At 65.1% G+C, this 24,223-nt stretch carries 20 protein-coding genes; 12 read left to right on the top strand and 8 right to left on the bottom strand.

Annotated features, from left to right (window positions below; all coding sequences use genetic code 11):
- Positions 1-17 precede the first annotated feature (17 nt).
- The 8 genes from ABMA46_RS11020 to lpxB all read left to right on the top strand — a co-directional run bounded on the left by ABMA46_RS11020 (position 18) and on the right by lpxB (position 9,157).
- On the top strand, positions 18-836 hold the full coding sequence (locus tag ABMA46_RS11020; RefSeq protein ID WP_348999397.1) for a phosphatidate cytidylyltransferase: 819 nt from the start codon (positions 18-20) through the stop codon (positions 834-836).
- 91 nt (positions 837-927) lie between these two features.
- The gene (gene rseP, locus ABMA46_RS11015; RefSeq protein WP_348999396.1) at positions 928-2,067 is read left to right on the top strand and encodes an RIP metalloprotease RseP; all 1,140 of its coding nucleotides are present in this window, start codon (positions 928-930) and stop codon (positions 2,065-2,067) included.
- 220 nt (positions 2,068-2,287) lie between these two features.
- The gene (gene bamA, locus ABMA46_RS11010) at positions 2,288-4,648 is read left to right on the top strand and encodes an outer membrane protein assembly factor BamA (protein ID WP_348999395.1); all 2,361 of its coding nucleotides are present in this window, start codon (positions 2,288-2,290) and stop codon (positions 4,646-4,648) included.
- A 72-nt stretch (positions 4,649-4,720) separates the two neighbouring features.
- A complete protein-coding gene (gene lpxD / locus ABMA46_RS11005; protein WP_348999394.1) occupies positions 4,721-5,773 on the top strand; it encodes a UDP-3-O-(3-hydroxymyristoyl)glucosamine N-acyltransferase in 1,053 nt (350 codons plus the stop codon).
- On the top strand, positions 5,766-6,230 hold the full coding sequence (gene fabZ, locus ABMA46_RS11000; protein ID WP_348999393.1) for a 3-hydroxyacyl-ACP dehydratase FabZ: 465 nt from the start codon (positions 5,766-5,768) through the stop codon (positions 6,228-6,230). The genes lpxD and fabZ overlap by 8 nt, the downstream gene beginning before the upstream one ends.
- Before the next feature lie 12 nt (positions 6,231-6,242).
- Positions 6,243-7,076, top strand: coding sequence for an acyl-ACP--UDP-N-acetylglucosamine O-acyltransferase (gene lpxA, locus ABMA46_RS10995; protein WP_348999392.1), 834 nt, complete (start codon positions 6,243-6,245; stop codon positions 7,074-7,076).
- On the top strand, positions 7,063-7,956 hold the full coding sequence (locus tag ABMA46_RS10990) for an LpxI family protein (protein WP_348999391.1): 894 nt from the start codon (positions 7,063-7,065) through the stop codon (positions 7,954-7,956). The genes lpxA and ABMA46_RS10990 overlap by 14 nt, the downstream gene beginning before the upstream one ends.
- Positions 7,949-9,157, top strand: coding sequence for a lipid-A-disaccharide synthase (gene lpxB, locus ABMA46_RS10985; protein ID WP_348999390.1), 1,209 nt, complete (start codon positions 7,949-7,951; stop codon positions 9,155-9,157). The genes ABMA46_RS10990 and lpxB overlap by 8 nt, the downstream gene beginning before the upstream one ends.
- Before the next feature lie 62 nt (positions 9,158-9,219).
- Here the strand turns inward: lpxB and gltA are convergent, their stop codons facing one another.
- Both gltA and gltX read right to left on the bottom strand, forming a co-directional pair.
- The gene (gltA, locus tag ABMA46_RS10980) at positions 9,220-10,548 is read right to left on the bottom strand and encodes a citrate synthase (RefSeq protein ID WP_348999389.1); all 1,329 of its coding nucleotides are present in this window, start codon (positions 10,546-10,548) and stop codon (positions 9,220-9,222) included.
- Positions 10,549-10,724: 176 nt separating this feature from the next.
- Positions 10,725-12,146 (bottom strand): glutamate--tRNA ligase, encoded by a 1,422-nt coding sequence (gltX, locus tag ABMA46_RS10975; RefSeq protein ID WP_348999388.1) that lies wholly within the window; start codon positions 12,144-12,146, stop codon positions 10,725-10,727.
- A 103-nt stretch (positions 12,147-12,249) separates the two neighbouring features.
- On the opposite strand from gltX, the gene ABMA46_RS10970 reads away from it, so the two are divergent.
- Positions 12,250-14,718 (top strand): ComEC/Rec2 family competence protein, encoded by a 2,469-nt coding sequence (locus ABMA46_RS10970; protein WP_348999387.1) that lies wholly within the window; start codon positions 12,250-12,252, stop codon positions 14,716-14,718.
- A 240-nt stretch (positions 14,719-14,958) separates the two neighbouring features.
- Here ABMA46_RS10970 and lexA read toward each other — a convergent pair whose 3' ends face one another.
- The 6 genes from lexA to ABMA46_RS10940 all read right to left on the bottom strand — a co-directional run bounded on the left by lexA (position 14,959) and on the right by ABMA46_RS10940 (position 21,270).
- The gene (lexA, locus tag ABMA46_RS10965; RefSeq protein ID WP_348999386.1) at positions 14,959-15,681 is read right to left on the bottom strand and encodes a transcriptional repressor LexA; all 723 of its coding nucleotides are present in this window, start codon (positions 15,679-15,681) and stop codon (positions 14,959-14,961) included.
- 159 nt (positions 15,682-15,840) lie between these two features.
- Entirely contained in the window at positions 15,841-17,055 is a 1,215-nt protein-coding gene (locus tag ABMA46_RS10960; RefSeq protein WP_348999385.1) for a molybdopterin molybdotransferase MoeA, read from the bottom strand.
- The gene (gene moaC / locus ABMA46_RS10955; RefSeq protein WP_348999384.1) at positions 17,055-17,552 is read right to left on the bottom strand and encodes a cyclic pyranopterin monophosphate synthase MoaC; all 498 of its coding nucleotides are present in this window, start codon (positions 17,550-17,552) and stop codon (positions 17,055-17,057) included. Before moaC ends, ABMA46_RS10960 begins: the two co-directional genes overlap by 1 nt.
- Positions 17,552-18,364, bottom strand: a complete 813-nt coding sequence (trpC, locus tag ABMA46_RS10950; protein WP_348999383.1) for an indole-3-glycerol phosphate synthase TrpC — start codon at positions 18,362-18,364, stop codon at positions 17,552-17,554. The genes moaC and trpC overlap by 1 nt, the downstream gene beginning before the upstream one ends.
- A 6-nt stretch (positions 18,365-18,370) precedes the next feature.
- Positions 18,371-19,381: an anthranilate phosphoribosyltransferase gene (trpD, locus tag ABMA46_RS10945; RefSeq protein ID WP_348999382.1), complete on the bottom strand. Its 1,011-nt coding sequence runs from the start codon at positions 19,379-19,381 to the stop codon at positions 18,371-18,373.
- Positions 19,378-21,270 carry a SurA N-terminal domain-containing protein gene (locus tag ABMA46_RS10940; protein ID WP_348999381.1) on the bottom strand — a complete coding sequence of 631 codons (1,893 nt, stop codon included), beginning with the start codon at positions 21,268-21,270 and terminating at the stop codon, positions 19,378-19,380. Before ABMA46_RS10940 ends, trpD begins: the two co-directional genes overlap by 4 nt.
- A gap of 117 nt (positions 21,271-21,387) precedes the next feature.
- Here ABMA46_RS10940 and tpiA point away from each other — a divergent pair, with 117 nt between their 5' ends.
- From tpiA to ABMA46_RS10925, 3 genes are all read left to right on the top strand, one after another.
- Entirely contained in the window at positions 21,388-22,149 is a 762-nt protein-coding gene (tpiA, locus tag ABMA46_RS10935) for a triose-phosphate isomerase (protein ID WP_348999380.1), read from the top strand.
- A gap of 155 nt (positions 22,150-22,304) precedes the next feature.
- Positions 22,305-22,856 carry a preprotein translocase subunit SecG gene (secG, locus tag ABMA46_RS10930; RefSeq protein ID WP_348999379.1) on the top strand — a complete coding sequence of 184 codons (552 nt, stop codon included), beginning with the start codon at positions 22,305-22,307 and terminating at the stop codon, positions 22,854-22,856.
- Between the two features lie 246 nt (positions 22,857-23,102).
- Positions 23,103-24,185, top strand: a complete 1,083-nt coding sequence (locus tag ABMA46_RS10925; RefSeq protein WP_348999378.1) for a L,D-transpeptidase family protein — start codon at positions 23,103-23,105, stop codon at positions 24,183-24,185.
- The last annotated feature ends 38 nt before the right edge of the window (positions 24,186-24,223 follow it).

Below are 24,223 nucleotides of genomic sequence, written 5' to 3'. Positions count from 1 at the left end.
CCGTGAATGGCGGCCGCATGAGCAATCTCCAGGTCCGCGTCCTTTCTTCCATCGTCATGGCGGCGCTAACCCTTGCGCTGGCATGGTGGGGCGGCCTGCCGTTCCGGCTGTTTGCGGCGGTCGTCGCCGGGGCGGTCTTCCTCGAATGGGCGGCGATGGCGCGTCAGGGCGGCAGGGCAGGGCTGCTGGCCCGCGTGCCGGACGCGCTGCTGGCCGTTTTCCTGATCGCGCTGATCGCCGGCCTGCCGGCGATGGTGCTGCTTGGCCTGCTGGCTGTCGCGGTGGTGGCCTGGGCGGTTGCAGCAAAACTGGCCGGGACGAGCCGATGGGATGCTCCCGGCATCGCCTATGCGGGCCTGTCCGGATTCGCACTGGCCATGCTGCGGGGCGGCGACCGCTCGGGCCTCGTTGCGATCCTCTTCCTGTTCGCTGTGGTCTGGGCGACCGACATTTTCGCCTATTTCGTTGGCAGGGCGGTCGGCGGACCGAAACTGGCGCCGGCGATCTCGCCCGGCAAGACCCGCAGCGGCGCGGTGGGCGGTGCCGTTGGCGGAATCGTCGCCGGACTGCTGGTCGCCATCGTTGCGGGAGCGGGCAATCTCGTTCTGCTGGGGTTCGCGGCGTTGGCGCTGTCGGTCGTCTCCCAGGCCGGCGATCTCTTCGAATCATGGGTGAAGCGCCGGCATGGGCGCAAGGATTCCGGCCACGTCATTCCCGGTCATGGCGGCGTGATGGACCGCGTCGACGGGCTTGTCGCGGCCGCGCTCGCCCTATACGTGATCGGTTGGCTGATGGCTTCGGCCGATCATCCGGCATCGGGACTGTTCCCGATGTGACGATCGGCCGGAAGCCGTTTGCAATGGTCACGGATTTGCCGGCTTTGCCGGCACAGTCTCGAGGCAGCCTCAGCGCAACCGAGGGCAGCAATTGAACGATATCCTTACCGCCGCGCACAGCACGCAGGCCTTTGTTCTGGGCACCATCATCCCGTTCCTGTTCGTGCTGACGGTCGTGGTGTTCGTGCACGAGATGGGTCACTACCTCGTCGGCCGGTTGTGCGGCATCGGGGTGACGGCGTTTTCCATCGGCTTCGGCCCGGAACTGGTCGGCTTCAACGACCGCCACGGCACCCGCTGGAAGCTGTGCGCCATCCCGCTCGGCGGCTATGTCAAGTTCGTCGGCGACATGAACGCCACGTCCACGCCCGATTCCACGGAACTGGAGGCGCTGAGCGAGGACGAGCGGCGCGTCGCCTTCCACACGCAGCCGATCTGGAAGCGTGCGGCCACCGTGTTCGCTGGTCCGCTGTTCAATTTCCTGCTGACCATCGCCGTCTTCGCCGTGTTGTTTTCAGCCTATGGGCGCTACGTGTCGGAGCCCATGGTCGCCGAGGTGACCGCAGGCAGCCCCGCCGAACAGGCCGGCATCCAGCCGGGCGATCGCTTCGTCAGCATCGACGGCACCAAGGTCGAGAGCTTCGCCGACGTGCAGCGGCTCGTTTCCGGGCGAGCCGGCGACGCCATCACCTTCGTGATGCTGCGCGACGGCAAGGACGTGACCGTGGTCGCAACGCCGCGGCTGATGGAACAGGAAGACGCGCTGGGTAACAAGGTCAAGCTCGCCGTCATCGGCGTCGTCAACAACAGGGAGATGGGGCAGCCTCGTCTGGTGACCTATTCGCCCGCCGGGGCGGTCGTTGCGGCGGTCGAGGAGACGGGCCACATCGTCCAGCGCACCGGTCAGTTCCTCAAGCGTTTCGTGGTCGGGCGGGAGGACAGGTGCCAGCTCGGCGGGCCGGTGCGCATCGCCGGCATGGCCGAGCAGGCGGCCAAGCTCGGATTCGAATGGCTGGTGCAGTTGATCGCCCTTTTGTCGGTCGGAATCGGGATCCTGAATCTGCTGCCGATTCCGCCGCTGGATGGGGGGCATCTGCTTTTCTACGCCATCGAGGCCGTGCTGCGGCGTCCCGTCTCGGAGCGCGCGATGGAGGCGGTCTACAGGACCGGTTTCGTGCTCGTGCTGGCCTTCATGGGCTTCGTTTTCTGGAACGACCTGTTTGGCTGCTGAAATCATGAAGAAATTCCCTCCGGAACGGTCCGCCGTTGAGGGCTCGTTTACCATGGCGAGGGATTGGCGTGACGCGAAAGCCACGCCGATTGGGGAAGTAAATACAAATTAACCAGAAGCCTTGCGTGTAGGGAAAATCCGGTTATTACGGTATGAGAATTCGACCGCGACGTCCGGTTTTCTCGCCGTGGGGACTTCGAGAAAAAGGTTTTAAAGCCCGATGAAGGCAGCATCCAAGTTTATGAGCGCCGCGTCCGCGGCGGCCTTGTCCGCCGCCCTGATTGTGCCGTCGGCGCTCGCTTTGCAGCTTGTCGCCACGTCCGTGGCGCAGGCTGCCGTCGTCAGCAGGGTGGAAGTGCGCGGGAATTCGCGCGTCGATGCGGAGACCGTCCGCAACTACATCAAGATCAAGCCCGGCAAATCCTTCTCCAGCGCCGACGTGGACGACGCGGTGAAGTCGCTGTTCGGTACCGGCCTGTTTTCGGACGTGCAGATCAACCAGGTGGGGTCCGCGCTGGTCGTTACCGTGTCCGAATACAAGGTGGTGAACCAGGTCCTGTTCCAGGGCAACAAGAAGCTGAAGGACGCCCAGCTCTCCAATACGGTGCAGTTGAAGCCGCGCGGCGCGTTCTCGCAGGCCGCGCTGGATGCCGACGTCGAGACGATCAAGGCGGCCTATTCCCATATCGGGCGCGACGACGCCACCGTGAGCGGTCAGGTCATGGATCTCGGCGAGAACCGCGTGAACGTCGTCTTCAACATCAACGAAGGCGACCGCACCAAGATTGCGGCCATCAACTTCATCGGCAACCACGCCTATTCGAGCCGCCGGCTCTCCGACGTCATCAACACCAAGCGTTCCAACATGCTGTCGTTCCTGTTGCGCGACGACGTGTTCGACGAGGAGAAGCTGAAGGCCGACGAAGAGCTGCTGCGCCGCTTCTACTACAACCACGGCTATGCCGACTTCCAGGTCGTCTCGGCCTTCGGTCAGCTCGACGATGCGACGAACGCCTACACGGTCAACATCACCGTGGAGGAGGGCGAGCGCTACACCTTCGGCGACGTCAGCGTCGATTCCTCGATTCCGGAAGTCGATGCCAATGCGCTGCAGTCGGTCGTCGAATCGCACAAGGGCGATGTCTACAGCGCCAAGGACGTCGAGGATTCGATCGTCGCGCTGACCGAGCGGGTGGCGGGACAGGGCTATGCCTTCGCCCAGGTGACGCCGCGCGGCGACCGCAATTTCGAGAACCACACGATCTCGGTCACCTACACGATCGACCAGGGGCCGAAGGCCTATGTCGAGCGCATCGAGATTCGCGGCAACACGCGCACGCGCGACTACGTCATCCGCCGCGAGTTCGACGTCAGCGAAGGCGACGCCTTCAACCAGGTTCTGATCCAGCGCGCGAAGAAGCGCCTGGAGAAGCTTGATTACTTTGAGAAGGTCGATATCTCCACCGCGCCCGGCTCGGAGCCGGACCAGGTGGTTCTGGTCGTCAACGTGGTCGAGAAATCGACCGGCCAGTTCACCATCGGCGCCGGCTATTCGACCGGCGGCGACACGCCCGGCCCCTCGCTTTCGGGCGGCATCAGCGAGCGCAACTTCCTCGGCCGCGGCCAGTACATCAGCCTGTCCGCCGGCGGCGGCAAGCATTCGCGCGACTACAGCTTCTCCTTCACCGAGCCGTATTTCCTCGGCCGCCGCATCGCGGCGGGCTTCGACATCTACCGCTCGACGCGCGAATATGACGACTACGATTCGCAAAGCACCGGCGCCACCATCCGCTTCGGCCTGCCGATCACCGACAACATCTCGACTCAGCTCGCCTACAATATTTCTCAGGAGAAATATGAGCGTGATGACGATTGCGTCCTGCCTTCAGATGGCGGAACTTGCAATGTCTCGCAGGCTATTTTGGACGGAATCGACCAGAGTCCATGGCTCAAGTCGTCGGTCAGCGGCGGTATTACCTACAACACGATCGACGATCCAAAGAATCCGCATTATGGCATCTTTGCCAATGTTGGTGCTGAATTTGCCGGTCTTGGTGGTGATGCCAAGTTCTACAAATTCACGGCGCGCGCTTCTGTCTATCAGACCCTTTCTGAAGAGCTCGACATCGTCGGTGTTTTGTCCGGCGGTGCGGGCTATATCTCCAGTTATGGTGATAAGAGCCTGCGTATCTTTGACAACTTCGAAAACAATGACCGCATGATCCGTGGCTTCGAATACAACGGCATTGGTCCAATATCAGATAATGAAAATGACCATCTGGGTGGCACCACGTACTTTAATGCTTCGGCCGAAGCGCAATTCCCATTGCCACTTGTTCCTGAGAGCCTTGGCCTGCGCGGTGCGGTATTTGCAGACGCTGCCACGCTTTATGGCACTGAGTTGGCTTCGAATAGAATTAAGCCCGGCTCCGACGACATGAAATGGCGCGCGTCGGCCGGTATCGGCTTGATGTGGGCTTCGCCGTTCGGTCCGCTGCGCATCGACTACGCGATCCCGCTCGCGAAGGAAGACACCGACGATACGCAGGAATTCAATTTCGGCATCTCCACCCGCTTCTGATGCTCGGGTGAAGCCGTTTCCGGACATTTGGCCCGGAAACGGCGTTCCGACCAGACTGGACATTGTTCTGGAATGACCGATCCGGTGTTTTTTGTCCCTTCGCGCCGGTACACGGTGACCGAAGTCGCGAACCTGACCGGTTCCACGCTTGCCAATGCGGCCTATGCCGACGCCATCATCGAGACCATCGCCGCCGCAGGCGACGGCAGCACGAACGCGCTGGTGTTCGTGGAAGGCAAGCGCAATGCCGAACTGATGGCGGCGCTGACCGCCACGGCGGTACTTTGCCCGCCGGAATTCGCCGACAAGGCGCCGGCCGGCGTGGCCGTCCTGGTCAATCCAAGGCCGCAGCAGGCGTTCGCCATGGTGGGGCGGCTGCTTTTTCCCGCCGCCGCGACGCCGGAACCGCTCACGTCGGAAACAGGCGTCTCACCACAGGCTTTTGTCGATCCGGCGGCCAAGGTGGAGCCTGGCGCCGTCATCGAGGCGGGTGCCGTCATCGGACCGGGCGTCGGCATCGGCAGCGGCACCGTCATCGCGCCGAATGCGGTCATCGGCCGCCATTGCCAGATCGGCCGCGACAGCTATGTCGGGCCGGGCGCTTCCGTCCAGTATGCGCTGATCGGCAACCGTGTCGTCGTCCACGGCGGCGCGCGCATCGGTCAGGACGGCTTCGGCTTCGTTTCCGGCGCCAAGGGGCCGGAGCGCATGCCGCAGATCGGCCGCGTCGTCATCCAGGACGACGTGGAGGTGGGTTCGAACACCACGGTCGATCGCGGCGCCATGGCCGACACGGTCATCGGCGAAGGCACCAAGATCGACAACCTCGTCCAGATCGCCCACAACGTCCGCATCGGCCGCGGCTGCATCATCGCGGGCCATTGCGGCATTTCAGGCTCGGTGACGCTCGGCGATTACGTGATGCTCGGGGGGCGCGTCGGCATCGCGGACCATCTGACCATCGGCGACCGGGTGCAGGTGGCGGCGTCGGCCGGGCTGATGTACGACATTCCCGCCGGGGAACGCTGGGCAGGCATGCCCGCCCAGCCGATGCGGGATTTCTTTCGCGAGCTTTCCGCGATACGCAATTTCACCAAGCACGGCAGGGGGACCAAGGATGGTTGACGGCGCGTCGACGACACTCGAGGCGGTCGACATTCACGGGCTGATGAAGCTCCTGCCGCATCGTTATCCCTTCCTGATGATCGACCGTATCATCGACATCGACGGCGACGACTCGGCCGTCGGGGTGAAGAACGTCACTTTCAACGAGCCGCATTTCCTCGGCCATTTTCCCGGCCAGCCGGTCATGCCGGGCGTGCTCATCGTCGAGGCGATGGCGCAGACGGCGGGCGCCATCTGCATCCGCGCCGCCGGCGTGGGCAAACCCTCGCTGGTCTATTTCCTGACGATCGACGGCGCCAAGTTCCGCAAGCCCGTCGTGCCGGGAGACCAGTTGCGCATTCACGTAAAAAAGCTCAAGAAGCGGGGCAACCTCCTGAAATTCGCCTGTGAGGCCATCGTCGACGACACCAAGGTCGCAGAGGCCGAGATTCAGGCGATGATGGTCGACAACGACTGAGTTCCGATATCCATGCAAGATCAGACAGTTATCCATCCGTCTTCCGTCATCGAAGCGGGAGCGCAGATCGGCGCGGGCGTGCGCATCGGGCCGTTCTGCCACATTTCCTCGGAAGCCGTCATCGGCGACGGCGTCGAACTGGTCGGCCATGTATCTGTGCTCAGCGCCACCACCATCGGCGCCGGAACCAGGGTCTATCCGATGACCACGCTGGGCGCGCCGCCGCAGAACACCAAGCATAAGGGCGGCCGCACCACGCTCGTCATAGGCAAGAACTGCACGATCCGCGAGAACGTGACGATGCACACCGGCACCGATACCAGCCGCGGCACCACCGTCGTCGGCGACAACGGCAATTTCCTCGCCTATTCGCATATCGCGCATGACTGCATCGTCGGCGACAACTGCACCTTTGCCAATGGCGCGACGCTGGGCGGGCATTGCGAGGTCGGCGACAACGTCAACATCGGCGGCCTGACGGCGGTCCACCAGTTCGTGCGGGTGGGCGACAACGCCTTCCTGGGCGGCTGCTCGGCCGTCGTGGGCGACGTCATCCCCTATGCGATCGCCGTCGGCAACCGCGCCAAGCTGCGCGGCTTCAACATCATCGGCCTGAAGCGGTCGGGCATGGCCCGGTCGGAAATCCAGACGATGCGGCGCGCCTATCGCATGATCTTCGATCCCGCGCATCCCGTTTCGGAGAATGTCGGGAAGGCCAGGGCCGAGTTCTCCGGCTCGCCCACCGTCATGAAGATCGTGGACTTCATCTCGACCCGCGACAAACGCTACTATACCGTGCCGCCGTTGAAGGGCGGAGGCGGTGACGGCGGCGATGACGAGGACTGACAAGGCGCCTCGCTTCCAGTTTCCCGCCGGCTCCAGGGTCGGCATCGTCGCCGGTGGCGGCGCGCTCCCCGTCGAGGTCGCCAACTGTCTGTCGGAACAGGGACTGAACCCGTTCGTGCTGATCGTGGCGGGTGAATCGTCTCCCGATTCCGGGCTCGATCGCTTCGACCACGACGTACTGACGCTGGAGGAACTCGGTTCGCTGGTGGCGACGCTGAAGCGCCATCGCGTCACCCATGTCGTGCTGGCCGGCGAAATCCGCAGGCGTCCGAGATTGGCGGCGATGCGCATCAGCCTAGGGCTGCTGGCGATCGTCCCGACTGTCGTGGCCGCTCTTGCCAAGGGCGACGACGGCCTGCTGCGCGTCGTCATCAGGGGGCTTGAGACGCGCGGCTTCACGGTCGTCGGCGCGCACCAGCTCGTGCCGGACCTCGTCGCCGGAGAGGGGCCGTTGACGCGCAAGGCGCCTGCGGCGTCCGACAAGGCCAATCTCGACGCCGCCTATGCCGCCGCCAAGGCCATCGGCGGCCTCGACATCGGTCAGGGCGCGGTGGCGATCGGCGGCCGCGTCATCGCGCTGGAAGGCATCGAGGGAACCAACGGTATGCTGGAACGCGTGAAGGACCTTCGCCAGCACGGGCGCCTGGCCGGAAAGGCCGGCGGCGTTCTGGTCAAATGCGCCAAGCCGCGCCAGGAGATGCGCGCCGACATGCCCACGATCGGCCCGCAGACGGTGGAACTCGCGCATGCGGCCGGCCTGTCCGGCGTCGGCATCGAGGCCGGCCGCTCGCTGGTGATGGATGGTCCCGACATGGTCTCCCTTGCCGACCGGCTCGGCCTGTTCGTCGTCGGCCTCGAGGCGCGAGACGATCATGGCTGAGACGAAACAGGAAACCTCACGTCCTTTCAGGCTCGCCGTGGTGGCCGGCGAGGAATCGGGCGACCTGCTCGGCGCGGATCTGGTGCGCGCACTGCAGCGTCTGACGGGCCGCACCGTCCAGCTTGCCGGCGTCGGCGGGCGCCATCTCGGCGAACTCGGCCTGTCGTCGATCTTCGACGCCGGCGACATCGCGCTGGTCGGCGTCAGCGCGGTGCTGCGCGACCTGCCGCGCCTGCTGCGCCGGATCGGGCAGGCCGCCGACGCCATCGTCGCGCAGAAACCCGACTGTCTCGTCACAATCGACAGTCCCGACTTCGCGCTCAGGGTCGCGCGCAAGGTCAGGGCGGCCGATCCGTCCATTCCCATCGTGCATTATGTCTGCCCGAGCGTGTGGGCGTGGCGGCCGGGCAGGGCGGCGGCGATGCGGGATCATGTCGACCGCATCCTGTGCCTCCTGCCGTTCGAGCCTGCCGAGTTGGAACGGCTGGGCGGGCCGGAAGGCGTCTATGTGGGCCATCGGCTGACGCGAGACGCTGATGTCGATGCGGCCGCCGCGATGCAGGCCGCGCCGCGCGACCTGTCGCCGGAGCGCGAGAAGACGCTGCTGCTGCTGCCCGGATCACGCCGGGGTGAGGTGCGCCGGCTGATCGAGCCGTTCGGCGAGACGGTTTCGGTGCTTGCGTCGCGGGGCCACAGGCTGCGCCTGCTGCTGCCGACGGTGCCGCATGTCGCCGATCTGGTCCGCGATGCGGTCGCCGGCTGGGCACACCGGCCGCAAATCCTCATCGAGGCTCAGGACAAATGGCGGGCCTTCGGCGAGGCCGACGCGGCGCTGATCGCCTCCGGCACCGTTTCCCTGGAACTGGCGATGAGCGGCGTGCCGATGGTCTCTACCTACCGGCTCGACCCCGTCATGCGGATGGCGCAGGGGCTGATAACGACGTGGTCGGCCCTGCTTCCCAACCTGATTGCCGACCGGCCGGTGGTTCCGGAATTCTACGACCGCTATGTGCGCCCGCAAAACCTTGCGCGGCACCTGGAAGCCCTGTTCGTGGAGAGCGGCATGCGCGCCTGGCAAAAGGACGGCTTCGCCGAGGTGCGCCGACGGATGGAGACGGACCGGCCGGCGGGAGACCTGGCGGCGGAGGCGGTGATGGGAGTGGTGAAGCAGTCGGCAATGGGCAGTCGGCAGTCGGGATGATCAGCCGGCGCCGCAACGCCGCCTCCTCGATCAACTCGTTCATAATTGCCGACTGCCCGATTTTACCGTTTCGCGATCGGCACGTAGTCGCGCTCGGTTGCGCCGATATAAAGCTGGCGCGGGCGGCCGATCCTCTGGTGCGGATCCTCGATCATTTCCTTCCACTGGGCGATCCAGCCGACGGTGCGGGCGACCGCGAACAGCACCGTGAACATGGTCGTGGGGAAGCCGAGCGCCTTCAGCGTGATGCCGGAATAGAAATCGACGTTCGGATAAAGCTTCTTCTCGATGAAATATTCGTCGGTGAGCGCGATCTTTTCCAGTTCCATCGCGATGTCGAGCAGCGGATCGTCCTTGATGCCGAGTTCGCCGAGAACCTCGTGCGCGGTCTTCTGCATGATCTTGGCGCGCGGGTCGTAGTTCTTGTAGACGCGGTGGCCGAAGCCCATCAGGCGGAAGGGATCGTTCTTGTCCTTGGCGCGGTCGATGAATTCGGGGATGTGGTCGACATGGCCGATCTCGCCCAGCATGTTGAGCGCCGCCTCGTTGGCGCCGCCGTGCGCCGGTCCCCACAGGCAAGCGATGCCGGCCGCGATGCAGGCGAACGGATTGGCGCCCGACGAGCCGGCAAGGCGCACCGTCGAGGTCGACGCGTTCTGCTCATGGTCGGCATGCAGGATGAAGATGCGCTCCATCGCGCGCGCCAGCACGGGATTGACCTTGTATTCCTCGCACGGCACGGCGAAGCACATATGCAGGAAGTTGGCAGCGAAGCCGAGATCGTTCTTGGGGTAAACGAACGGCTGGCCGATATGATACTTGTAGGCCATCGCAGCGATCGTCGGCATCTTGGCGATCAGCCGGATCGAGGCGATCATGCGCTGGTAGGGATCGGAGATATCGGTCGAGTCGTGATAGAAGGCCGACAGCGCGCCGACGACGCCGCACATCACCGCCATCGGGTGCGCGTCGCGGCGGAAGCCGCTGAAGAACTTCGTCATCTGCTCGTGCACCATCGTATGACGGGTCACGCGATAGTCGAAATCCTCCTTCTGCGCCTTGGTCGGCAGTTCGCCGTAAAGCAGCAGGTAGCAGATTTCCAGAAAATCGCCGTGCTCGGCCAACTGGTCGATCGGATAGCCGCGATGGAGCAGGATGCCGGCATCGCCGTCGATATAGGTGATGGCGGATTCGCAGCTCGCGGTAGAGGTGAAGCCAGGATCATAGGTGAAGGCGCCGGTATCCTTGTAAAGGGAACCGATGTCGATCACATCTGGACCAATCGTCCCGCTTCGGACTGCGAAGTCATGCGCCTTGCCGGCCACTTCGATCGTCGCCGCCGCTTCTTCGGCTTTCGCATCGAGATCGACTTTTTTCGCTGCTTCCGACATGGCGATTTCCTTTTTCCCTAGCAACCGGCGCAGGCTGGTGCGCATCCGCAAAACTGAGAGCGCGGCCCGGACCGGGGAGTGCTACTGCATTCGTGATGGTGTGCCAAGTTAGGCCAACGGCTAATGTTGCACCGCAACAGGTTCCTTTCAATGCCAATCTTCTTGGGCCAGTTCTCCTAATCGATTTGATCGTTGATGCGGTCGAGGCTTTCCTCACGACCGAGAACGGCCAGAACGTCGAAGACGCCCGGCGATGTGGAGCGGCCGGTCAGCGCCGCCCGCAGCGGTTGCGCAACCTTGCCGAGCTTCAATCCGGCTTGCTCCGCATAGGCCCTGACGGCGGCTTCCGTCGTTTCGGCTGTCCATTCCGGCAAAGCACCCAGCATCGGCTGGAGCGCCTTCAGCACGCCTTTGGCGTCCCCGTCCAGGATGGCGGCGGCCTTTTCATCCAGCACGAGCGGGCGGTCTGCGACGATAAAGTATGCGTTGTCGGCAAGTTCGACCAGCGTCTTCGCGCGCTCCTTGAGGCCTGGCATCGCCTGCAGAAGCTGCGCCTTCGCCTTGTCGGTGAGTTTGTCCGCGAGCGCTTCGCCATAGGGCAGGTGGGGCAGGGTCTCGAGCAGGAGGCCGGTCAGCCGGCCGTCGTCCATCGCGCGCATATGCACGCCGTTCAGGGCCTCCAACTTGGCGAAGTCGAAGCGCGCCGCGCCCTTGTTCACATCGGCGATATCGAACCACGAGATCATGTCCTCGACCGACATCACTTCATCGTCACCGTGGCTCCAGCCGAGCCGCGCCAGATAGTTGAGCAGCGCCTCAGGCAGGTAACCCATGGCGCGATAGGCCTCGACGCCGAGCGCGCCGTGACGCTTCGAAAGCTTGGCACCGTCCGCGCCGTGAATGAGCGGGATATGGGCCATCTTCGGTACGTCCCAGCCCATCGCCTGGTAGATAACGGTCTGGCGGGCCGCATTGGTGAGATGGTCGTCACCGCGGATGATGTGGGTGACGCCCATGTCGTGATCGTCCACCACCACGGCATGCATGTAGGTCGGAACGCCGTCCGAACGCAGGATGATCAGATCGTCAAGATCCTTGTTGGGAAAGCGCACGTCGCCCTGCACGAGATCGTGAACGACGGTCTCGCCTTCGAGCGGCGCCTTGATGCGGATGACGCCCGGAACGCCTTCCGGCGCTTCGGAAGGGTCGCGATCACGCCACTGGCCGTTGTAGCGCGGCGGCCGACCCTCGGCCCGGGCTTTTTCGCGCATGGCGTCGAGCTCGGCTGGCGTCTCGTAGGCGTAATAGGCCTTGCCGAGGCGTACCAGTTCCTCGGCCACCTCGCGATGGCGCGCGGCGCGGCCGAACTGCGAGATCGCGTCGCCGTCCCAGGTCAGGCCGAGCCAGGTCAATCCGTCGAGGATGGCGGCCGTGGCCGCGTCGGTGGAGCGCTCGCGGTCGGTATCCTCGATCCTGAGCAGCATCTTGCCACCGGTGTGTCTGGCGTAGAGCCAGTTGAACAGCGCCGTGCGCGCGCCGCCTATGTGAAGGAAGCCGGTGGGCGAGGGGGCAAAGCGGGTGACAACCTGATCGGACATGGAACTCCCCGGCCGGCGGGTGATGAAGGAAGGGACTTGCGGACTTTTCCGCAGCGCGCGTTCATGTAGCATAGGAGGTCGAGGGCGCAAGGGGCATGGCCGGATGACGGGGCGGGGCCGAAGCGCGGACGCACAAGCGCGCGGGGCGCAGGCGCTCAGCGAACGCACCCTGTTTGCGCCCGGAAAGCCTGGCGACGCCTTGCCGGAGGCTGTGCCGGGCGCGCGACCGGCAAGTCCTTCGTCTGAAAAGCCTGCATCGCCCGAACCGCTGCGTCCGCCGGACGTCGGCATTGTCGGCCGCCTTGTCCGCCGGCGGCGCGGTTTTTCTCTCGTCGCACTGGTAGCCGCCGCAGGCCGGGACGCGGAACTGGAACTGGACCGTGGCCTCGCCTTCCTGCTGGTTCCCGTGTTCCTGGCCGCAGGTGCGGTCTTCTATTTTTCGCTCTCGTTGGAGCCAGGATGGTTTCGTCCTCTGGCCGTTGCATCAGCGCTGGCCCTGCTTGCCGTCGCGACCGCGCACCGTCGAGCCATCCATCTCGCCTGCATGGCAGCCTTTCTCGTTGCGGCGGGACTTCTGCTTGCAAAATTCGAGACGTGGCGCGCGGCCGGGACCACGTTGGGAGCGGAGATTTCGACGCATGTCACCGGTCGCGTCGTTTCGATCGACGATCTGGCAAGCGGGCGCGTCCGGTTAACCTTGGACGTCATATCTACGGCGCGGCCGAAGCTGCGCTACCAGCCGCAGCGCATCCGGCTTTCGGCACGCGCCGTGGGCGGTGGGATCGTGCCCGGTGCGACCGTCACGGGCTATGCGCGCCTGCTGCCGCCGACCGGGCCGGTTCGCCCCGAAGGGTATGATTTTTCCTTCGAAAGCTATTTTGGCGGACTCGGCGCCAGCGGCTTTTTTCTCGGCACTCCCAAGCCCGTGGCCGGGAAGCCGGTGCCGCTTCGCGCGCGCGCCTGGGCGGCAGTCGAAGACTTCAGGGACATCGTCGCCGACCGCGTCCGCTCCAGCATCGGCGGCCCGGAAGGCGAGATTGCGGCGGCGCTGATCGTGGGCGTGCGCGCCGGCATTCCCGACGCGATCAACGAGGCCATGCGCAAGACCGGCATCTATCACATCATCTCGATATCGGGCCTGCATATGGCGCTGGTCGCCGGCACGGTGATGGCGCTGATGCGCGGGGCGTTCGCGCTTTTCCCGGGATTCTCGTCGCGCCGCCCGGTCAAGAAATACGCCGCAGCGGCAGCGCTCTTCGCCATCGCCGCCTATCTGCTGATTTCCGGAATCGTCGTTGCCGCCGAGCGCAGCTTCATCATGCTGGCGGTGATGCTGCTGGCCGTCCTGTTCGACCGTGCCGCGCTGACCATGCGCAATCTAGCGATCTCGGCGATCATCGTCATCGTGGCCTCCCCGCATGAGGTCGTCGGACCGAGTTTCCAGATGTCGTTCGCGGCCACCGCAGCACTGGTCGGCGCCTATGCGGCGTGGGCGAACCGCAACGCGGGAAGGACGTCGGGGCCGCCGCCGCAGCGATCGGCGTCGGCGCGTGTCGCTCGCAAACTCGCCGGCGGCGTCGGCGGAGCCGCGATGACCTCGATCGTGGCCGGCTGCGCGACCACGCTCTACGCCGTATGGCATTTCCAGCGGGTCGCCCCGCTCAGTCTCTTCGCCAATCTGGCGGTCATGCCCATCACTTCGCTGATCGTCATGCCCTTCGCCGTGTTCAGCGCGATCCTGATGCCGTTCGGCCTCGACTATCCGTTCCTGTGGGTCATGGGGAAGGGGCTTGCCGCCATGATCGCCATCTCCGAAGCGATCGCCGCGCATTCGCCGCTCGACGGCGTCGGTCTGATCTCGGGGCGATCGGTGCTGTTCGTCACCGTTGCGCTGATAGTCGGCACGATGGCGACGACAAGGTTGAGAATGGCCGCCTTGCCCTTCGCCCTGGCCGGACTGATGACCATCCATCAGGTGCGCCTGCCGGATGCTCTGGTCTCCGAGGACGCGCGACTGGTCGCCCTGCCTATAGGCGGCGGCGAACTGGCGGCGAGCCGCAACAGGCCGAACGAATTCACCATCGACAACTGGCGGCGTGCCCTCGACGCCGAAGCTGTCGTCCTGCCTGAAAAACCGATGGGGGAAGATGCGCGGTTTGCATTCGACAGTCCGCTGGACCTGCCCTCGGGAACCCCGTTCCTGTGCGGGGATGACCTGTGCCTGGCGCGCCATGCTTCGGGCGCCATCGTGGCGACGGCGCGAACGGCGAAAGCGGCCCGGCGGGCCTGCGCCTATGCTTCGCTCATCGTCATTGCCGACGCCACCGCGCGAGATCCGTGCCATGACACGCTGGTCGCCGTCATCACGGCGCGCGACCTCGCACGACGGGGAAGCGCAGCGATCTACTTCGCTAAAGCTGCGGATACGCAGCCGACGATTCTCTTCGCCGTCGAACAAGACTATCGCCCCTGGCACATGCAGCGGAAATTCTCGCGCGAGGCACGAGGTCTTGGCCCGTATCAGCCTCGAAGACCTTATCAGCAGAGCAAGAGCCGGAAGCGGAGCAGGTAAGCCAGCTTTTGCGTCATCCCGTTTTTCCGGGAGGCGCGGGTTTCATCCGTAACCATGGACGTCTTGTGAAGCGATGGTTATTTCAAGCCAGCCATGGCCTACAATCTTCCGGACTGGATTCCGGCTTTCGGCTCTCGCCCGGAGCCTGCCCTTGGGCTTGCCGGAGGCAAGACCCCGGGGGTGCTCGGCGGCGTTCGGGATGACGCTGTGCGCGCTTCCTGTTGCCGCAGGGTTCTCTTCTCAATACCGCCGGATCAGCCCCACCAGCTTGCCACGCACGCTGACGCGGTCGGGCCCGAAGATGCGGGTCTCGTAAGCGGGGTTGGCCGCCTCCAGCGCAATCGAGTCGCCCTTGCGGCGGAAGCGCTTCAACGTCGCTTCCTCGTCATCGACGATGGCGACGACGATCTCGCCGGGCGTCGCCGTATTCGCGTTTCTGATGATGACCGTATCGCCGTCGAAGATGCCGGCCTCGATCATCGAATCGCCTTTGACCTCAAGGGCATAATGCTCGCCGCTGTGGATCATGTCGGGCGGCACGGAGATGGAATGGGTGCGGTTCTCGATCGCAGCGATCGGCACGCCGGCGGCGATGCGGCCCATGACCGGGATCGAGACCGATGCACTGTCGGCATCGTCATTGCTGGCAGCCTGTAGCCGTGCCGGTTCCTTTGCCGCCGGCCGACCCAGGCCGCCCTGGATAACCCCCGGCGAGAATTTCCTGGCGGCGTTCAGCCCTGGCGCCATGGAGTCCGGCAGCTTGACGATTTCCATCGCGCGCGCCCGATTGGGCAGGCGGCGAATGAAGCCGCGCTCCTCAAGCGCCGTGATCAGGCGATGGATGCCGGACTTCGAAGCGAGGTCCAGCGCCTCCTTCATCTCGTCGAAGGAAGGCGGGATGCCGGTCTCTTTCAACCGCTCGTGGATGAAGAGAAGAAGTTCGTGCTGCTTGCGCGTCAACATCGGCGGCCCCCAGTGATCTCGAAGCGGACAGGGTCGAAACAGAATCGGAAAACAAACCCGGAACAAACACTATCTGTTCCAGTTGTGTTCCGCAACCTTTTAAAGTTTAATGAATTCGTTGACGCTTTGTTCAGGCTGCCGCCAGGGCCAGCTCTCCGGTTATGCCGGATGGCGCAGCATCAATACCCGGCAGTTATCTCCGGCAACGGAGGGAGGAGCGTGCGGTTCGCGCACGATCAGGCCGTTGGCGTCGGCAAGCGTCTTCAGCATGGAGGAGTCCTGTACACCGAACGGGGTGGCGGTCAGGCCTTCCGGTTCCTTGCGGACGACGGCTCGAATATAGTCCTGCCGGTGGTCATTCGCCGCCATCGATGCGGCCAGCCGTGCCTCGCGCACATCCTGCATGAACGGGCGTCCGGCGAGCCGGGCCAGCAGGGGCTTCAGGAAGAGCTGCGAGCAGACGAGGCTGGCAACGGGGTTGCCCGGCAGGCCGATGCAGCGCGTCTCGCCCATGCGCCCGAACATCAGCGGCTTGCCGGGGCGCATGGCGATCTTCCAGAAGTCGAGCGTCATACCTTCGCCGGTCAGCACGTCGTGGACGAGATCGTGATCGCCGACGGACGCGCCGCCGAGGGTGACAATGACATGCGCGCCGGCGTCCACCGCCTTGCGCACGAGGGCGGCGATGGCGTCGTTGCGGTCGGCCGCTATGCCGAGGTCGAGCGCGCGTGCGCCCACCGACCGGGCGGCGGCCGCGACACCGTAGGCGTTGGACGAGATGATCTGGTCCGGGCCGAGTGTGCTTCCCGGCGGCAGCAATTCGTCGCCCGTGGCGATGATGGCGACGAGCGGCTGGCCGACGACCGGAACGGCAGGGTGGTTGCCCGACGCGGCCAGCGACAGCGCGGCGGGATCGAGCAGCCGGCCTTTTTCCAGCAGAACGTCGCCTTCGCGGAAATCGAGCCCGGCGCGGCGCACATGCCGGTTGGCATCCGTCGGTTCCAAGACCTCGATGCGGCCATCTCCGAGATCGCGGACGTTCTCCTGGATGACGATCGTGTCGGCGCCTGCGGGCAAGGGCGCTCCGGTGAAGACCCGCACGGCCTGTCCCCGCATAATGGTTCCCGAGAAGCCACGGCCCGCGGGAGCGGCGCCGATGACCGAGAGCCGGGAGGGAACGGCGGAGACGTCGGCGCTGCGCACCGCGTAACCGTCCATCGCCGAAGCGTCGAAAGGCGGCTGCCTGCGCAGCGCCACGAGCGGCTCGGCCAGCACGCGGGAATAGCCTTCGTGCAACGGTACGGTCTCGGCGGGCAGCGGAGCAGCGTCTTCCAGCAGGAGGCTGAGCGCCTCGGCGACCGGCACCAGCGCCATCAGTCGGCTTTCCCAGTCGGGGGCGCGGTGTAGTCGCCGGATTTTCCGCCCGATTTTTCCAGCAGGCGGATGCCTGAAATGACCATGCCGCGATCCACCGCCTTGGCCATGTCGTAGATGGTCAGGCAGGCGACGGAGGCGGCCGTCAGCGCTTCCATCTCGACGCCGGTCTTGCCGTTGACGCGCGCCAGTGCCGTAACCTTCAGGCCCGGCAGCCCGTCGTCCGGCTCGATGTCGACCGACACCTTGGTCAGGAGCAGCGGATGGCAGAGCGGGACGAGTTCATGCGTCTTCTTCGCTGCCATGATGCCGGCGATGCGGGCCGCGCCGAGGACGTCACCCTTCTTCGCGTTCCCTGTCAGGATCATGCGCAGCGTTTCGGCCTGCATGGTCACCAGTCCCTCGGCGATCGCGGTGCGTTCGGTCTCGGCCTTGGAACCGACATCGACCATGTTGGCCGTGCCGTCGGTGTCCAGATGCGTCAGGCCGCCGGCCATCAGGCCGCTCCGGCGGGATGGTCGAGGCCGAGCAGGGTTTTTGTCGCGGCGGTCACGTCGGCCTGCCGCATCAGGCTCTCGCCGACCAGAAAGGTGCCGATGCCGACCTTTTCCAACCGCCGGCAATCGGCATTGGTAAAGATGCCGCTTTCGCCCACCAGAACCCGGTCGCCGGACACCATGCCCGCCAGCCGCTCGGAGGTTTCCAACGTGGTCTCGAAGGTTCTCAGGTTGCGGTTGTTGATACCGATAAGCCGTGACGACTGCTTCAGCGCGCGCTCCATCTCGGCTTCGTCATGCACCTCGACAAGCGCATCCATGCCAAGCGAGAAGGCAGCTTCCTCCAACTCGCGAGCCAGGGCGTCATCGACGCTGGCCATGATGATCAGGATGGCGTCGGCGCCCCAGGCGCGTGCTTCGTAGACCTGGTAGGGATCGAACAGGAAATCCTTGCGCAGCGCGGGCAGGGTGGTCGCTGTGCGGGCCACCGTCAGGAATTCCGGCGCACCCTGGAAGGACGGCGTGTCCGTGAGTACCGACAGACAGGTCGCGCCGCCGGCCTCGTAGGCGCGTGCCAGTACGGGCGGGTCAAAATCCGGGCGGATCAGTCCCTTGGACGGACTTGCCTTCTTGACCTCGGCGATCAGCGCAAAGCGCCCGGCCTTGCGCGCGGCTTCGAGTGCCGACAGGAAGCCGCGCGGCGGCGAGGCGTCCCGCGCCCGCGCCCGGATATCGGCCACCGGCACCCGGGTCTTGGCGGCGGCAATCTCGTCGCGCTTGTAGGCTTCGATCTTTTTCAGGATATCGGTCACGGACGTCTACCTGTTCGAAACCCTGACCAGCGTTTCCAGCACGGCCCGGCTCTTGCCGGAATCGATGACTTCAGCGGCAAGCCGGATGCCGTCCGCCAGGTCTGAAACCTTGCCGGCGACGACGAGGCCTGCGCCGGCGTTCATCAGCACCGTGTCGCGATAGGCGCCCGATTCGCCGGCGAGAACCTTGCGCAGTTCGCCGGCATTGTAGGCGGCGTCGCCACCACGCAGCTCTTCCTTGGTGCGGCGCGGCAGGCCCATACCCTCGGGCGTCAGCGTGAAGGTGCGGATCCTGCCGTCGCGCAGTTCCGCCACCGTCGTCTCGCCGGTCGTGGTGATCTCATCGAAGCCGTCGCCATGCGCCACCCAGCTATGCTCGGCGCCGAGGCCGAGCAGCGTCTCGGCGACCGGAATCACCCACTCCGGCGCGAATACGCCGACCATCTGGCGGTTGACGCCGGCCGGATTGGACAGCGGTCCCAGCAGGTTGAAAATGGTGCGCGTGCCGAGCTCCACCCGCGTCGGCCCGACATGCTTCATCGCCGGGTGGTGAGCGGGCGCGAACATGAAGCCGACGCCTGCCTCGGCGATGCAGCGGCCGATCTCCTCGGGCGTCAGGTCGATCTTGACGCCGAGCGCCATCAGCACGTCGGCCGCGCCCGTAGAAGAGGACAGCGCGCGGTTGCCGTGCTTGGCGACCGGCACGCCGGCGGCGGCGATGACGAAGGCCGAGGCGGTCGAAATGTTGACGCTGTGCGAATTGTCGCCGCCGGTACCGACGATGTCGATGGCGCCGGGCGGCGCCACGACGCGCAGCATCTTGTCGCGCATGGTGGCGACGGCGCCGGAAATCTCGTCGACCGTCTCGCCGCGCACGCGCAGCGCCATCAGGAAGCCGCCGATCTGCCCCGGCGTCGCGTCGCCCGACATGATGATGTCGAAGGCGTCGCGCGCTTCCTCGAAGGAAAGCGCGGTGCCCGACGCCACCTTGGCGATATGGGGTTTCAGGGCGGTCATTGGACCCTCGCCTGCTCGATCGCCGTCTGGTCGATGTGAACCTCGTACTGGGTCTGCAGCTGCGCGACGAGCTGGTCGAGAAGATCGTCGGACATGCCGGACGCGAAGGATTTCTGCGCGTCCTCTGGAACCGAGCTTGCGTCGGCGCCTGCCGGCTCGAACGATTCCGCGACCTTGTAGAGGATCTTGGCGTCCCCCGTCGGCGACGGGATGATGCCGGTGCCGCCTTCGGGGACGCTGAACATCACGGCAGCGCCTTCCTTGCCGAAATCGGCATCGTCGGCCTCGCGCTTGAGGCCGCGCTTGGTCTGCTTTTCGAGTTTCAGTTCGGTAGCGATCGTGTCGAGCGAGGTGCCGTCCTTGAGCCGTTTCTCCAGTTCCGACGCCTTCGCCGCGAGGCGCTTGTCGGTCTCCTGCGCCGTCCAGTCGGCGACGACCTTCTCGCGCACCTCGTCGAGCGTGCGGTCGCGGGCAGGGGTGATGCCGGTGACCTCGTAGAACACGAAGCCGTTATCGGCCGTATTGAGGCCGTCGTTCTCAACGCCGGTCTCCGCGTCGAACACGGCGTGGATGAGCGCCGCCGATTCGGGCAATTCGCCGACCACCGATCCGTCCGGCTTCTGGCCGGCGCGATCGATCGCATCGACGGTGACGACCTTGAGCTTCAGCTTGTCGGCCGCTTCCTGCAGCGTCGCGCCGCCGGCGCGGGCGTCCTCGTAGCTGTCATGCACGTCGAGCAGCACGCGGCTAGCCTCGCCGAGCGCGAGCTGCTTGCGAATATCGTCGGAGACTTCCGGCAGCGGCTTCACGACTTCCGGCTTGATTTCGGTGACGCGCAGCAGCACCGGACCGAACGAGCCCTGCACCACGTCGCTGACCTGATTCACGCCGAGCGAAAAGGCGGCGTCGGCGACCGCCTTGTCGGCGACCTTGTCCTTGGACAGCGTGCCCAGCGATATGTCGGCTTCCGTCTTGCCCTGTGCGGTCATGACCTTGTCGAAGGTCGCGCCGGCCTTGATCGAATCGAGCGCGGCCTTGGCGTCGTCGACCGATTTGAAAACCAGTTGCTCGATGGTGCGCGTTTCCGGCGTGGTATAACGCGCCTTGTTCTGGTCGTAGTCGTCCTTGACCTGCTGGTCGGTGACGGCGCCGGGATCCGTGATGTCCTCGGGCTCCAGCCGCACATAGGAGAATTTTCGGTATTCAGGCGCCGCGTATTTCTTCTTGTTTTCCTCGAAATAGGATTTCAGCGCGTCTTCGGACGGCGGATCGATCGGCTCGGCCAGCGACTTGGGCAGCGCGACATAGTCGATGGTGCGGTCCTCGCCGCGATAGAGCGCAAACGCTTTCAGGAAGGCGTCGGGAGCCTTCAGGCCGTCGGAGACGGCTTCCACGATCTGCTGGCGCACGGCGACCTGTGAGCGGTTCTTGAGGTAATCCTCCGGCCGCATTCCGACCTGGCGCAATATGTAGTCGAACATCTGGCGGTCGAACTGGCCGCCCGGTCCCTTGAAGGCGGGATCGTCGCGCGTGAGCTGGGCAAGACGGTCCTTGGAGAGGCCGAGGCCCATCTTGCGCGCCTGCTCGTCGAGCAGCGCGCCAGACAGGAGCTGCGACAGGACCTGATTGTCGATGCCGAGCGTCTGCGCCTGGTCACGCGTGAGCCGCTGGCCGAACTGCTGCGACATGGTGTTGATCTGACGGTCATAGGCCAGCCGGTATTCGTTCACCGAGACGGACGTGCCGCCCACCGTGATGACGGAATGGTGCCCGGCAATGGTGCCCAGCAGCCGTCCGGAAATGCCCCAGACGGCGAAGCTGAGAACCAGCAGCGACAGAAGCGCCTTGGCCACCCAGGTTCCGGCAGCGTTTCTCAGAAAGGTCAGCATAGTTGGTTCCGAATTGCCCGAAGCAAGCGCAATAGCGTCCTTCATCGCCAGTGTCGATTGCTTTGTGGCCCGTTTTTGGTAGGGAGGGCGACGCGCTCAAGCTCGGGGAGAAAGCTCATGACGCCCGGAATTCGTCCTCTCGTGGCCGGCAATTGGAAGATGAACGGCACAGGTTCTTCATTGAACGAACTGCTGATGATCGCCAACGGCTTCAAGGGCGAACTGGGAGACGTCGCAGATGCGCTGGTATGCGTGCCAGCCACGCTGCTCGCCCGTGCCGCCGAAACGACGAGCCAATCGGCGGTGCATGTCGGCGGCCAGGATTGCCATGCGAAGGAAACCGGCGCGCATACCGGCGACATATCGGCCGAAATGCTGAAGGAGGCGGGAGCCACCCATGTGATCGTCGGTCATTCGGAGCGGCGCACCGATCATTGCGAGGACGATGCGGCGGTTCACGCCAAAGCCTCTGCCGCCTGGAGAGCGGGCTTGGTGGCGGTCGTCTGCATCGGCGAGGCTAAAGCTGAGCGTGAAGCCGGCGCGACGCTGGACGTCCTGTCGCGTCAGATCGCGGGCTCAGTGCCTTCCAGCGCGACCCCTGCCAACACCGTCATCGCCTATGAGCCGGTATGGGCGATCGGCACCGGCCTGACGCCGACGGCGGCAGATGTCGAGGTCGCGCATGCCCATATAAGGGCCGAGCTGGCGGCGAAGCTCGGCGCTTCCGCGGCGAAGATGCGAATCCTCTACGGCGGATCGGTGAAACCGGCCAATGCGCGCGAACTGCTCGGCGTCGCCAATGTCGACGGTGCGCTGGTCGGCGGCGCCAGCCTCAAGGCCGCCGATTTCCTCGGCATCGCCGACGCCTACAGGGTCTGAAACAACAGGAAACGCAGCATCGGAGATGTTGCAAAGCCTTGATCCGCCCCCATATGCGGAGGCGGGCTTGGAAATGCTCTGAAAGCATTGTAAGGAGCCGCCTCCAGTTTTTGCGGTCGCGCTCGCGCTGACCGGACGCCTCATCGGGATAGATAATGGAAACCGTACTGATCGTCGTCCATCTCATGGTCGTGCTCGCGCTTGTCGGCGTGGTGCTCCTGCAGCGCTCCGAAGGCGGCGGGCTCGGGATCGGCGGCGGTTCCGGCTTCATGACTGCACGCGGCGCGGCCAACGCGCTGACCCGTGCGACGGCTATCCTCGCCGCGGCTTTTTTCGCCACTTCGCTTATCCTGTCCATCGTCGCCCGCTATGGCGAGAAGCCGATCGATATTCTCGACCGCGCGCCCGCTACCCAGCAGGAGACCGGCAAGGGTATCCTCGACCAGCTTCCCGGTTCCACAGGCCCCGTGACGCCGGACGCCAATCCCACCACGACGCCGCCCTCGGGCAGCGACGCATCCGGTGCCGCGCCGGCGCCTGCCGCCCCGGCCAGCTCCGCTCCGGCCACGACCGCGCCTTCGACCGAAGGCAGCGCGCCCGCCATGGCTCCGGCTCCGTCGGAAACCGCGCCGGCTGCGCCCAGCACGACGCCGACCGCGCCGGTCTCGCCCGAGACCCCGGCCACGCCGCAGGTTCCCAACCAGTAAGCAGGTTTCCGTCAGGTGGCCGCCCTGGCCACCTGTTGTCGCCGGTCGCGTGGTGTGGCCAGCCACCTGTTGTCGTTTGAACACAGTTGCGGCAAATGCCACGCGTTCACGAAGATTCGACCGCGTTCAGCCCTCGCTGCCGCTTGAGGCTCGTCCTCCTGATCGATTATAGCGAAAGTGCGGCAGTTGCAGCGCTCGGGCGAGCGCGGGCTATGCCGTGGGCAACACACCTGATCGGATATCGTCATGAAGCTTCGCAGCTCCATCCTCGCCGGGCTAGCCGCCGTGCTTTGCCTCGGCGCTCCCGCTTTCGCCGCCATGCCGTCGGCCGAACCGTCGGCTGAGGCCGTCAAGTCGGACGTTGTTCTCGTCGCGGCCAAGAGTCCCGCGGCCGAGTTGAGGCAGCTGAAGCGCAAGAAGAAGCCGACGGACGGGGATCTCGCCCGCATCAAGGAACTCGAGGCACAGGTGAAGGCCGAGCAGGCCGCAGCCAGGACAAAGGCGCTTGAGGCCAGGAAGCTCGCGCTGCGCGAAGCGGCCAAGGCGAGGGCACAGGCGAGACGCGAGGCATTTCTGTCTTCCAAAGGCCAGAAGACGGCCGAGGAAGCCAAGCCTGTCAAGGCGGTGGCCAAGGCCGAGTCGGTGAAAGAAGTCGAGCAGCCTGTTTCCGCCGATGTCGCGACCATCACGTCCACTGGTAACAATGGCGAGCTTCGTTCGGATACGTCGGGATCGAGGTCGTCCGGCGGGCTGTTCGCCGGTCTTTTCGGCGGCAGCAGCGCGTCGACGATCTCCTATCTGCCGGAGACGCGTGCGCTGGATTCGGTGCTGGAAAAGCGCCAGGCCCGCAGGCCGTTCAAGGTGAAACCGGAATTCGAGCCGCAGGAGGTGAACTTCACCGGCTATGAGCCGGGCACGATCGTCATCAACACGTCCGAGCGTCGCCTGTATCTGGTCGAAACGCCCTTCACGGCGCGTCGTTATGCCATCGCTGTCGGGCGCGAGGGCCTGCAGTTCAAGGGCGCCACCACGGTCGGCGACAAGCAGGAATGGCCGCGCTGGATCCCGACTCTCGACATGCAGAAGCGCGAGCCGAAGCATTACGGCCAGTACAAGGACGGCATGCCCGGCGGCCCCGACAACCCGCTCGGCGCGCGCGCCATCTACCTTTACCAGGGCAGGACCGACACGCATCTGCGCATCCACGGCACCAACCAGCCGCAGACCATCGGCACCAGCGCCTCCAACGGCTGCTTCCGCATGATCAACGATCAGGTGATGGACCTCTATCGCCGCGTGAAGATGGGAACCAAGGTCGTCATTCTCTGACGGACGACGAATTCTGGCGAAAGGGCCGGCGACGAGCC

Origin of the sequence: Mesorhizobium hunchu, assembly GCF_040081975.1 — a bacterium.
GTDB lineage: Bacteria > Pseudomonadota > Alphaproteobacteria > Rhizobiales > Rhizobiaceae > Mesorhizobium > Mesorhizobium hunchu.
Note: the sequence above shows the minus strand (reverse complement) of the source record. Positions and strands in the feature narration are given on the sequence as shown.

Bases quoted from the DNA above. Each gene is read 5' to 3' on its own strand.
- ABMA46_RS11020 (WP_348999397.1), top strand. From the start codon at position 18: ATGAGCAATCTCCAGGTCCGCGTCCTTTCTTCCATCGTCATGGCGGCG.
- bamA (WP_348999395.1), top strand. From the start codon at position 2,288: ATGAAGGCAGCATCCAAGTTTATGAGCGCCGCGTCCGCGGCGGCCTTG.
- lpxD (WP_348999394.1), top strand. From the start codon at position 4,721: ATGACCGATCCGGTGTTTTTTGTCCCTTCGCGCCGGTACACGGTGACC.
- fabZ (WP_348999393.1), top strand. From the start codon at position 5,766: ATGGTTGACGGCGCGTCGACGACACTCGAGGCGGTCGACATTCACGGG.
- lpxA (WP_348999392.1), top strand. From the start codon at position 6,243: ATGCAAGATCAGACAGTTATCCATCCGTCTTCCGTCATCGAAGCGGGA.
- ABMA46_RS10990 (WP_348999391.1), top strand. From the start codon at position 7,063: ATGACGAGGACTGACAAGGCGCCTCGCTTCCAGTTTCCCGCCGGCTCC.
- lpxB (WP_348999390.1), top strand. From the start codon at position 7,949: ATGGCTGAGACGAAACAGGAAACCTCACGTCCTTTCAGGCTCGCCGTG.
- gltA (WP_348999389.1), bottom strand. From the start codon at position 10,548: ATGTCGGAAGCAGCGAAAAAAGTCGATCTCGATGCGAAAGCCGAAGAA.
- gltX (WP_348999388.1), bottom strand. From the start codon at position 12,146: ATGTCCGATCAGGTTGTCACCCGCTTTGCCCCCTCGCCCACCGGCTTC.
- ABMA46_RS10970 (WP_348999387.1), top strand. From the start codon at position 12,250: ATGACGGGGCGGGGCCGAAGCGCGGACGCACAAGCGCGCGGGGCGCAG.
- lexA (WP_348999386.1), bottom strand. From the start codon at position 15,681: ATGTTGACGCGCAAGCAGCACGAACTTCTTCTCTTCATCCACGAGCGG.
- ABMA46_RS10960 (WP_348999385.1), bottom strand. From the start codon at position 17,055: ATGGCGCTGGTGCCGGTCGCCGAGGCGCTCAGCCTCCTGCTGGAAGAC.
- moaC (WP_348999384.1), bottom strand. From the start codon at position 17,552: ATGGCCGGCGGCCTGACGCATCTGGACACCGACGGCACGGCCAACATG.
- trpD (WP_348999382.1), bottom strand. From the start codon at position 19,381: ATGACCGCCCTGAAACCCCATATCGCCAAGGTGGCGTCGGGCACCGCG.
- ABMA46_RS10940 (WP_348999381.1), bottom strand. From the start codon at position 21,270: ATGCTGACCTTTCTGAGAAACGCTGCCGGAACCTGGGTGGCCAAGGCG.
- tpiA (WP_348999380.1), top strand. From the start codon at position 21,388: ATGACGCCCGGAATTCGTCCTCTCGTGGCCGGCAATTGGAAGATGAAC.
- secG (WP_348999379.1), top strand. From the start codon at position 22,305: ATGGAAACCGTACTGATCGTCGTCCATCTCATGGTCGTGCTCGCGCTT.
- ABMA46_RS10925 (WP_348999378.1), top strand. From the start codon at position 23,103: ATGAAGCTTCGCAGCTCCATCCTCGCCGGGCTAGCCGCCGTGCTTTGC.